The 10,450-nt window shown below is 59.9% G+C and carries 3 protein-coding genes and 2 pseudogenes; 3 read left to right on the plus strand and 2 right to left on the minus strand.

Annotation, left to right across the window (positions count from 1 at the left end; translation table 11 throughout):
- Both QZH52_RS38145 and QZH52_RS38150 read left to right on the plus strand, forming a co-directional pair.
- Positions 1–187, plus strand: a pseudogene (locus QZH52_RS38145) (hypothetical protein); the annotation flags it as partial.
- Between the two features lie 584 nt (positions 188–771).
- A pseudogene (locus tag QZH52_RS38150) lies at positions 772–1,330 on the plus strand (SOS response-associated peptidase); the annotation flags it as partial.
- A 171-nt stretch (positions 1,331–1,501) separates the two neighbouring features.
- On the opposite strand, the gene QZH52_RS38155 reads toward QZH52_RS38150, so the two are convergent.
- The gene (locus QZH52_RS38155) at positions 1,502–4,444 is read right to left on the minus strand and encodes a Tn3 family transposase (RefSeq protein ID WP_301816470.1); all 2,943 of its coding nucleotides are present in this window, start codon (positions 4,442–4,444) and stop codon (positions 1,502–1,504) included.
- 180 nt (positions 4,445–4,624) lie between these two features.
- Positions 4,625–6,298 (minus strand): alpha/beta hydrolase, encoded by a 1,674-nt coding sequence (locus tag QZH52_RS38160; RefSeq protein WP_301816471.1) that lies wholly within the window; start codon positions 6,296–6,298, stop codon positions 4,625–4,627.
- Positions 6,299–6,453: 155 nt separating this feature from the next.
- Between QZH52_RS38160 and QZH52_RS38165 the strand changes: the two genes are divergently transcribed.
- On the plus strand, positions 6,454–9,747 hold the full coding sequence (locus QZH52_RS38165; protein WP_301816472.1) for a tetratricopeptide repeat protein: 3,294 nt from the start codon (positions 6,454–6,456) through the stop codon (positions 9,745–9,747).
- The last annotated feature ends 703 nt before the right edge of the window (positions 9,748–10,450 follow it).

The raw sequence follows: 10,450 nt of genomic DNA on the forward strand, positions 1-10,450 counted from the left end.
CGCGCTCGTCAGCCGCGGCATGGATGGGTTTCCGCCGGCGGGCGCTGGCCAAGCAGCCGAGATGCAGGGCGAGGTCGACGTCCCGGACATTGGCCGCGTGCGCATTCGGTATCGGCTGAAGTCAAGCCGCCACCACAGGAACACGAACTGGTTCTGGGCCGCGTGCTTCGCAGAGGTGGTGGGGTAGCCGGCACCCACTTTTCGGGGGCAGCGCATGAAAAAGCCCGCCGAGGCGGGCAAGACCCTGAAGGGTCGGAGGAGGAAGCGCGCATCGTGGAACTTATCCCTGAACCGGGGCTGAATGTCCCCGGAAATGCAAATTCGTAGAGATGCCGGAAGGGCGCCGGGCCTGCGGAGCGATTCAAGCGATAGCTGCCCGGCAATGCCTTGCGGCTTCCGCTGACGTCGCGCTCGACACGGTGGCGACACTATGGTCTCAGACGTTCGTTATCCCGGGCGGAACGACCTGGCGGAGGCAGTTCATGCGAGAGCACCACAGACTCGTTGACGCTGTTCGACCATCAATGGCGAACGGCGTGATGTACGCGTTGGTACACCGAATTCCAGAGCCGTACCGAGCGCGATTCATGAATGACATATCGGATGATCTGTTCACGACCTCGAAGCGCGGCAAGCTAATGGTGCCTTTCATGATCTGGACACGGTGGTTGACCAAAAATGAGGCGTTTCTCAAATTGCAGAACATGAAGGAAATAGCATGAGCACGTATGGGCCCGATGCCGTCCTTCGGCCTTCCAGCAAAATGCGCCGATGTGCAATCGATACGAGACGCCGGAGGTGTGGGAAGTCGAGCGCTTCTGGCACATCGGCCGTCACAACCAGCTGCCCTGGCCGCGCCAGGTGTTCCCGCGGGCGCCCGGCCCGTTCATCCGCCGCGCGCGTGACGCCAGCGGCTACGAGCGCGAGCTCGTGGTCGGGCAGTGGGGCCTGATCCCTTGGTTCGCCAAGACTGCCAAGCTGACCTTCAGCACGAACAACGCTCGGTCCGAGGAGCTGGCGGTCAAGGCCACCTTCAAAGATCCTTGGAAGCGCGGCCAGCGCTGCATCATTCCGGCGGCCAGCTTCGACGAGCCGAACTGGGAGAGTGGGAAAAACCAGTGGTAGCAGTTCCGGCGCGCCGACGGCGACCCGTGGGGCCTGGCCGGCTTGTGGAGCACCTGGACCGACAAGGCGACGGGAGAGGTGCACGAGAGCTACACGATGCTCACCTTGAACGCCGATCACCACCCGCTGATGAGCCGGATGCACAAGCCGGATCCAAAGCTGCCGCCCGACCCAGCAGGACAAGCGCTCGGTGATTGCGATAGAGGGGTTGTCGTACTTTTCGTGCAAATCGGTGCGCTTTGCTTCAGAAAATCCTTTTCCGACAACCACTTGCGAACCAGGCGTTTTCGTCGGACCTCGTGCTTATTGCGCAGAAAGGTGCGCTTTGGCTGTCGAGGTGGAGGAGGGCGCTTGCGCCGATCGCGCACCCACGCTATCAGCGCGACGATGCTGCCTGCCTCGTGTTTGGTCGCTGAACAAGCGCGTCGGCGTATTTCTCGACGCTGAACTTCATCGTGCCGCGAAAGTTGATGTGCGAAAAGTGCGCTGGCCCGATGCGGCGCAGCCACTCGTCCTCGATCCGGGTTCCCTCTCGTTTCAGGCTTTCGACGACCTCATGCATCCGGCTCGTGTTCCAGGCCAGTACGATGTTCGTCAGCAGTGCGTGCGAGCCCGAGATCGCCAGCATCTCGTCGCGCCGCCGGCCGCGCTCTGGCGCAACCTTGCCGCTGTACACCGCGCGCTGGAGCTGATGCACCGATTCGCCCCGGTTCAGTAGCGTGTGGATCTCGCGCCGGAAGTCCTCGATGGCGATGTAGTCGCACAGGAAGACTGTGCGCAGCAGCCGTCCCAAATGTTCAGCTGCCCGATGCAGCGGGTCACCTTGCGCAGCCGATCCGAAGCGCTGTAGGGCCAGAGTGGCGGAGACACGCCCGGAACGAATGGATGCCGCGAGGCGAAGAAGCTCGTCCCAGCCGCGCTCGATGGCGCTCAGCGAGACGCTCCTCACGGTGACTGCTTCGAGGCCTTCTGGGACCCTGAAGACGCGCGGCAGGTGCAGCTTTCGCTCCGCCAAATCGCGCAGGCGCGGACACAGGTCAAAGCCCAGCAGCTTGGCGATGGCCATCGCCGGATTCGTGTAGCCATGGGTATCTACCGCCACCAGCGATAGCCGCATGAGGTCCTCGCCGCGGTTGTTTGTCTCGACACCTTCGATGGCAACCCCGGCCTGCCGTTCGTTGAGCACGATGGGCTGGTCATAGACGATGCCCCATCGGTCACGCACGTGGGTGTACAGGCCGGCGGCGTAGGTGCGCCGGCGCGGATCGACCCGGGCGTTCCACAGGTGGCGGGAGGCGTCCAGTGACATCATGTCGGCCGAGGCCTTGTCACCGTCACCCCAGAGGGCAGCGATCGGGATCTGGCTCTGGAACTGCGCGACACGTTCATTGGCGCGTCGAAGCCGGCCGCTGCCTTCCAAGGCTCGCATCGCCACGGAGATCTGGCTTGGCTCCAGCCCCGGGATCATCGATGCGACCCCTTTGGCGTCGATGTCGGTGCCGTGCGCCAGTAAAGCGCCATACAACGCAACGAGCTCATCCGCGGACTGCGCCCGGTGCCCGAGCAAGGCATCGCTGAAGTTGGTCGCCGCATCCAGTTGCATCAGCAGGTCGGGGAACTGGACGTTGCCGATGAGCTTGTAAACGGTCTCGCGCGTGCGCACCGGTTCGCTCTTCTCGGGGAGGGCGGTGATGGCGGGCAGGCGCAGCATGCCGTCGGCGCTGATCTCGACCTTGCCCCGGTCCAGCGCATCACAAACCGCTGCGCTTCCCGCGACCAGGTTGGCCAACAACGGCTCCAGGAATTCCCGGGGTGACTTGGGCATCCCTAGGAGTTCGACGTGTTGCTCACGTTGCGATTCCCAACGGGCCGGAGGGATCAGCATCTGGTCGCGCTCCCGGTAGCTCAACGAGTGATCGATCCAGACGCTGCCGCGACGAAGGCTCTTTCGCAGCGACATCATCGTGCAGGCTTCCAAAGCCCGAAGGCTCGAGCGGGGGTCAAGATCGTGGACGAGACCGTGCCAAGCGGCACCCACTTCCGGAAGTTGCACGCCTTCGGGAATGTCGGCAGCAGCACCGCGTCTTTGCAACGCCGTCCACGCCCTCCACTGCTCGAATCCACGGTCGCCCTTGCGGCCCCCGAACGCCAGATCCTTTAGCGATGTCAGGCAGGCATGTACCCGCTGGACGTCCTGTGCCAGTGCCTGGCGAACTTGCGAAACGAAGCTGCCGGTGGTCACGCCGCCAAACTCGTCGAGCAACTGCCGAGCCTGCAAGACGCGATCCTGCCAGGTCCTGGCTTCATCGTGTAGGATGGCACTGGCCTGCGCGGCTTGCTTGAGCAGACCTGTGGTGGCGCGTGCGCGGCTTGCCTGAGCGCGATCGGCAGCTTCGCGAAACAGTTGCTGGCTGCGTCGGCTCGACTGAAGCAGCGCCACATCGGTGAGTTCAAGAAGCGTGATCCGCAGAAAGCATACCAACTCGATCATCTGCCGCGATGGCTTGATCTCGCGCGTCTTTGCCGGGCGTCGCGCCTGCACTTGCCTGGCGTATGCCTGCTGTTTGGCCAGCGTCACGCCGTTCAGGTCCCAGGTGTCGGCTCCGAGCGCCTTGAGAAAGCGCACCTTCTCCAGCGTTTCGGCCAAGCTTGCCGGTCCATGTCGCCGCGAGGGCGTCTTCAGCCACTCCAGGTGGGTGAAATTCGTCTCGGGCCGAATGCAGTAGGCGAGGGCGCTCAGTTGGCGCGCCTTCGCGACCGGAACAGCGGCGCTGACATGGGCAAGGACGCTCGCCTCGATGGCGGCTAACGCGTCGCGGGCCCAGTCCTTGAGGCGGCGCGGACCGGGAATCACGATCCGGCGGGTGTACAGCCACTGGCAGGCCGACCGTACCAGATCGTCGGGATGAGTAGCCTCTTGTGCGTGAATGCGAAGCGCATCGGTCAGTTGGATCTCATCACCTTGATCGAGATCTCGAAGGCCGAGGTATGTCTTGGCCCAAAGCTGGTGCTTGAAAAGCGTCTGGCTTCGTCCGTAGATCGAGCGCAGCGTCGCAATGGATGGTGGGGAGATGCCCAAAAGCTGAGCCGCGTGCCGTAGTAGGCTTCGCGGCAAGACGTTGAAGCCGTCGAGCGGTCGACCGGTGGCGCGCATGAACAGCATCATCAAGGCAGCGGGCAGGCGGTGGCCGACTCGAAATTGCTGCTTGATCGCCTCAGCTTCCGCCGATCCAAGCTCGAAGAACTGCTCGCGGTCGAACTCGCTCAGCCGGGATGGCAGGGCCTCCTGGCCGACGAATCGCAGGGCAAAGGAGGGCATGGCTGGCTCCGAAACGCAGGGCCGCCAATGTACCGGCTTCGATCCCTGGCAGGGCGACGCGCGTCTGGCACCTGCGCCATCAAACGTAAGTCCGCATGGCTGCTGGGCGTGCGAGAAAGCGCACCGATTTGCACGAAAAGTACGACAACCCCTCATATGAGTCGGCTGCGCCCCTCGGCGCTAACGTGCCAACGCCCAGTATTTGCAACCCTCTTCGTTCTCAATGGACCGAAGCCGCAAACGGTGCGCTGGCTTCATATCGTTCCTGAGTAGACCGCCCATGTCATACAGAAGCGGCTCGGCCTCAGCGTAGGCCCCATGCCCAAGTTGACTGAAATCGATAGCCGAAACCTCTATCGTATCGATCCCTTCGACTATCGTGACGGGCGGGGCGTATCCGACGCGTGGGAATCGGTGCAGAAACAAGGACATCCACACCGCGCGATCGCGACGCGAAATGTAGAGAGAGGTCCTCTCGGACACTTCTGAATACACTGAGGCCAGCTTTGTGAAAAGCTCTACGTCAACATCTGGCGCCGCCAGGAAGATTTGACCGATACACAATGATTCGGTCCTTGCCGCCGCAAGCTGCGCAAGGGCTCTAACTAACCCTCTATTGCCCATGCTGTGCGCGAGAACATGGACACGATCGCTATCCAATTGTTCGCAGAGGGACTGAATGAACTGGGCCAAGTGCGCCTCGCTGGCATCGATCGCCGCTTCGTCAGCAAAATAGCCAAGAAAGGTTCCGCGCGACGGCCAACTGTAGAAAGCCGTAACGCCAGGAACGCCGAGGTCCACGTGCAGTTGTGCGGCCCTGATCGCCGCTTGCTCGAAGCTTGTCTTGTAGCCGTGGATGTAAAGCAGCACGTCGCGCCGCCCCGCTTCCAAACGGCTGCCTTGGAGAGCGTCGCGCATCTCCTGCCACTGCCTCTCCCGGGCAAGCGGCGTTGTCTCTATAACGCGAATGCGGTCATCGCTGCCCGTCAGCCAGCGCACTACGGCGTTCGATCCGGTCGAGCCGAACGCGCGCGCCTTCGGCACGACCACCGCGCAGCGCCCCACCTCCAGCCTCTGCCCCCTCGCTTTTCCGTACCCCTTTGCGCCGTCATTCGCATCTACGGGCTGACGATTTGTTCCGTACCACACGATGCATTCGACAGATTGTTCCTTATGCTCAGGGGACGCCGACTTGCCGGGCCTCATCCACTTCATCCATCTAGGACTGGCGGTCTCAGCGACCTCTACGTCTTCCCGCAACTTTTCTTCGAGCGTGCGTGAGAGATGGACACATAGTGGAGGATCGATCGTCGCGCGCAATGAAGCAAGATGTGTTTCCAGCTCCAATGCCACGCGTTGCGCAGAACCACCTTCAGTATCCGCAAAGTGGGCTATTCGCTGCTGCACGACCAAAGCGTCGGCTCGTCCCAAAGTCCACACCGATTGGCCCAAGATCACCTGAGACGCGCTACCGTATGGAAATTCAACCTTGTCCTGTTCGCCGATTTGATAGTGACGGAAGTAGATGCGAATGAGTTCGTCGACTGGAACTGAGTATGGAGCAGCCCATCTCGCGATGGCGATCGCAAATTTATCCGCCTCTGCTTGCATGGGAACGCTAAGAGATGACTGCCCTAGGAAAGACTCAAAAGCTACCGCTACGAGTTCCATGCCCAGTTCCGGCTCCATGTCGCCAAGGACTTCAGCCTCCATCACAAGGGACAAGTCCCAAGGCGCCGCGAGACGAAGGCGATGGAGGCAGACTTTCCCAGCCAGATTGGCGGCAAGGCGGCGCGCGGCAGCAATTCCAGCCTGGTCGGCAGGGGAGCCATATTCAGGATGCACATCGTTCACGGGTGGCCTCATGTGTAGATGCGCACCGTGCGCAATGATGGGTGATTGTCTGGTACATCCCAGCAAAAACGCAACGACATCGCACGAATTGGGCTATGCTTGACGCGTTGAGCGTACCTGGTTTCAACACTATCGGGTAAAGCAAGGAGCGCTTCATGAACATGAATGAGCAAGACATGTTGTGTGAGTGGCGCCCAAGCGCGCCAATCTCGGCTGATGAAGAAGCATTGCTTCTGGAGATCGCTGGTTCCGCATTGTCCGACGGACTTCACACTGACACGCACGATGGCGCGCAGTACTTGAAAAGTAAAGGCATGGGCCTCCGACCTGTGACCCGAACAAGTCGGCCGATTGGCTTGCTTACGTTCGGAAAACGATCCCTTGCCGACGGAGAGTATCGAAAAGCGCTCAGTGCCTTCGCACTGGCGTTAAGGCTGCGTCTCGTTGACCATCAAGATGATTCAGAGCCAGTTTTGGAAGCTCTGCATGAGGTAGCAGTGGCGCTCGTTCAACTCGATGAACTCGAACTCGCAAGCCGACTATTTCGTCAAGTGATAGCGATCCGAGAGCGCGAATTGGGAGTTACACATCTATACACGATTCAATCGACCAATGCTCTCGTGGCCACGCTGGTCCAGCTTGGACAGGCGCCAAAAGCTGTGGATCTAGCCATGGAGCTTCTGAGGGTGTGTCAAGCGGAACGCGGATTCAATGACCTTGAAACCCTCGGAGTGTGGCACAACTGCGGAACGGCCATGGCGGCGTCAGGTCACCTTGATAAGGCGTGCAGCACGCTCGAAGAGGCGCTTCAAATAGCAAAAGATCACTGGGGACCCGACCACGAGAGTGCTTTGAACCTTGAGTACTCGCTCGGAGAGGCTCTTTATCAACGCGGAGAATTTACGCGTGCCATCGAACTCGAAAGCCACGTACATCGAGTGCGAGAACGCACGCTCGGCGCTGAGCACCCTCTCACCCTCAAAACCGCAGGAAATCTCATACATTCATTGCTAAAAGCCAATAGAGGGTCAGAAACTATAGGCTTGTCCAGCGACCATAGGCGCCGTGTTGAATCGTTGCATGGTATCGAATCCTTCAAGACTCTACGGGCGAGAAAACTTGAAGACGCGTCGAATGCGCGATCCACAGGCAACCTAGATTCAAGTACGGCCATCTACGAACAACTACGCCGCCTGCACGGTGATGTCCACCCCGAGACGCTGATTGCTTCGCTTGACGTGGCTGATGAGAAAGCGGCCGCCGGCGAATGGGATGCCGGTCGCATCTTGTTCGAGACCGCATTCAATACTTTAGAGTTGCGCTACGGGTTGGATCACGCCTTTACGCTCATCGCAGCATGTCGACTCTTGACCGCAGCATCTACTCAACGCGACTTCGAATGCACACGTCTTCTGTCGCTTCGCCTCCTCGCCTCATTGGGAAGGATGACGCAAATCAAACGCGAGATATTCACTACCGCGAAAGAGTGTGTTGAGTCATGGGTCGATGAAGTTATTCAAAATGACTTGCGCGGCGAAGGCGGCCACGCGCCAGATCGGTTCGAGGAAGTACGCCCGCTACTACTAGAGGCTAGCCGCTATCTTCAAGAATTGCGCGAACTCGGTTCGAGTGAGAGCGTTCAGGACTCGAATGAAGACTTCTCGCGTTTCCACCATTGGTGGCTCCACTTGAGCCTGCGATATGCTCCAGACGAGGCAATCGTGGCGCTGTCGCCGTTGCATGGGATGCAGACTTGGACCGTCGTCGGTGACGAGATTTCCAAGCTCGCATCTGAAGCTCCCTCCGCATCGACTGGTTTGCCATCCCTTCGTAGGGCACTCGCGGACCTCCGCACCGAGATTGGTTTGGTTCAGGCCCGGGCCACTGTCGAGGAAGGTCCGAGCGCGTCACCGCGCATAGTGTTGGCCAAGAGCGAGCAGCAGCATGCGACACGAGTCGAAGTCAATCGCCTCTTGGCGCAGGAGCGCGAGTTGCTTGCACGCTATCGCGAGGCGCGCGAGGAGGCAAGAGAACTTGACCCTGCCATGGCAGCATTCGCCCTTCCGTACTCGGAACTCACCGTCTCAAAGATTGCAGCCCAACTGGAGAGCGGGAGCGGTCTGGCTGTGCTGCACACGACGGGCGACACACGAATCGCAATCATCATCACCAACGGTGGTCTCGATGTACAGCAGATCCCCGATCTGCCCAGCACCCAAGAAAAGATGCCTGCGCTCGGCCATACAGGTGAGGTCTCGCGTAATTCAGGAATGCGTGACCTTCTATCCAAGACGAAGAGCGCGAGCGACGAAGAGATCGCAACCCGTGAAGTCAGAACATGGACAGAGGACTTGGACCTGCACCTCGCTGAGTCTTTCTGGACGCTCTTGCATATTGCTCATCCTGAGATTTGGCGCTGGCAGATCGTTAGTGGACCTGGAACGCACGGCTTGGCTGTAACGACTGCGCCTCAGTGGGGTCAGGCGAGCTTCTACTGCGGAATACCAGCCTATCTGAGGCTCCGCAGCTTGCCGAAGCGGAAACTGGCGCCGGCGAAAGTCGACGTCATCGTCGAGCCCAACTGGTCCCGGGCACCAATCCCATTTGTTGAGGCAGAGGCGAAACTGAATGCTAGGTTGAGGTTGGGAGCAATCGTGACGCGCACTGACGCCCAGTCGTGGTTGACACGCAGGGAAAATCGCTATGCAGACTCCTGGTTGATCGCGTGCCACGGCATAGTTGACGGAGAAGCGCAGTCACTTCATGGTTCGCTGCTCATCGACGCTGGGCGCGAGACCCGTTTCGACGCTTTGGCGGTCTCCGCACTTGCAAAGAGTTCGGACGTTTCGGAAGTGTTCTTGTCAGCCTGCGTCGGTGGCCTCGTTGGCAGCACACATACGGGTGACGCGTTAGGCATTGTCGCGGCATTGCAGGTTCAGGGCGTGCGCGCTGTGATTGCGTGCTTGGCGCCTGTCAGTGACTTCTATATGCCGCTTCTTTCTTCAGCTTACGTCTTGGCGCGTCGGACCGACGCGCCGCCGACAGCACTACACCAGGCCAAGGTCCAACTGCTCTCTGGCGACTGGCCGCGAAGGATGGTTACGGCGGTGCAGGACATCTACAGAGAACAGATTGTTGAGGTCTTGCATCGCATTGCTCTACTCGGGGCTCTAGGCGCGGATCAATCCAGCGCCTTGGTTGCGCTAGTTGACACTCTTCGCGACTGGGTTCTCCCCGACGACTTCAGGAAGACCTGGTTCGATGCCTCTATAGTGGCGACCATCCAGGCACGGAGCTTTGCCGCGAGTGAGTGGTGCACTGTTGAGGCATCCCGCAAATCCCTCGCGAATCGCGTTGTTGGAGGTCTTGTCGATGCGCGGGCCGGACTACCGCCTCCTTCGCGTCGAGCGATTGAGCAGATTTGCGCATGTACTGTTTGCTATGGATGAGCGGGTTACCCGTGCCGTATGACCGATAGTGCGGATCAAGCTCCACGGATATTGATCCGGGAGACATGTTCAACTTTTCGGTTCCCGCGGGGTTCTCTTGGGAGCACTATCAACGATCATTGCCGACATGCTCATAAAGCGAGGCGGCCGGTGGCTTACTTCAATAGACCAGCAGTTCGTCGCGCATTCCGATGCCCTCAAGCCCGCGAAGGGCCCCTGGGGTACGAACGTCAATTATGTAAAGCGCTGCAGGGAACGTCGCAACTGCCGTGCGAGGAGGGCGATCACCATTTTCCATCATAGCGACAAGAGGTCCGCTGTGCAGAGCGGGCCCTCCGGTTCGACGGTCGCGAATGACTGCATGTTGCCGCTCTGCGGACATCGAATCGATCTACTGGCTGTCGGCATGTCGACCCTTGAAGTTGGCTTGCCAACGCAATGTTGGATGAACTAAGTTTGCAGGTTCTAGTTGGCGCACCCGACATCGTGGTGCGCCCCGGGGCCCAACGCATGTCACCGCTTGCTGCGTCGACGCTCTAACGAAGGGGGGAAATTCCGATGAGAATGAGCCATGACAGTCCGTTTCAAATCAACTAGTGGGCCGTAACGATTGAATCGGGAGTAATTCGCCTTGTTGGGTCGAAGTACTTCCACTTCACGGACTTGGGTTGCTCGTTGTACTTGCGGATGTAGCGCATGAGCT

This window comes from Variovorax ginsengisoli, assembly GCF_030486595.1.
GTDB classification, from domain to species: domain Bacteria; phylum Pseudomonadota; class Gammaproteobacteria; order Burkholderiales; family Burkholderiaceae_C; genus Variovorax; species Variovorax ginsengisoli_B.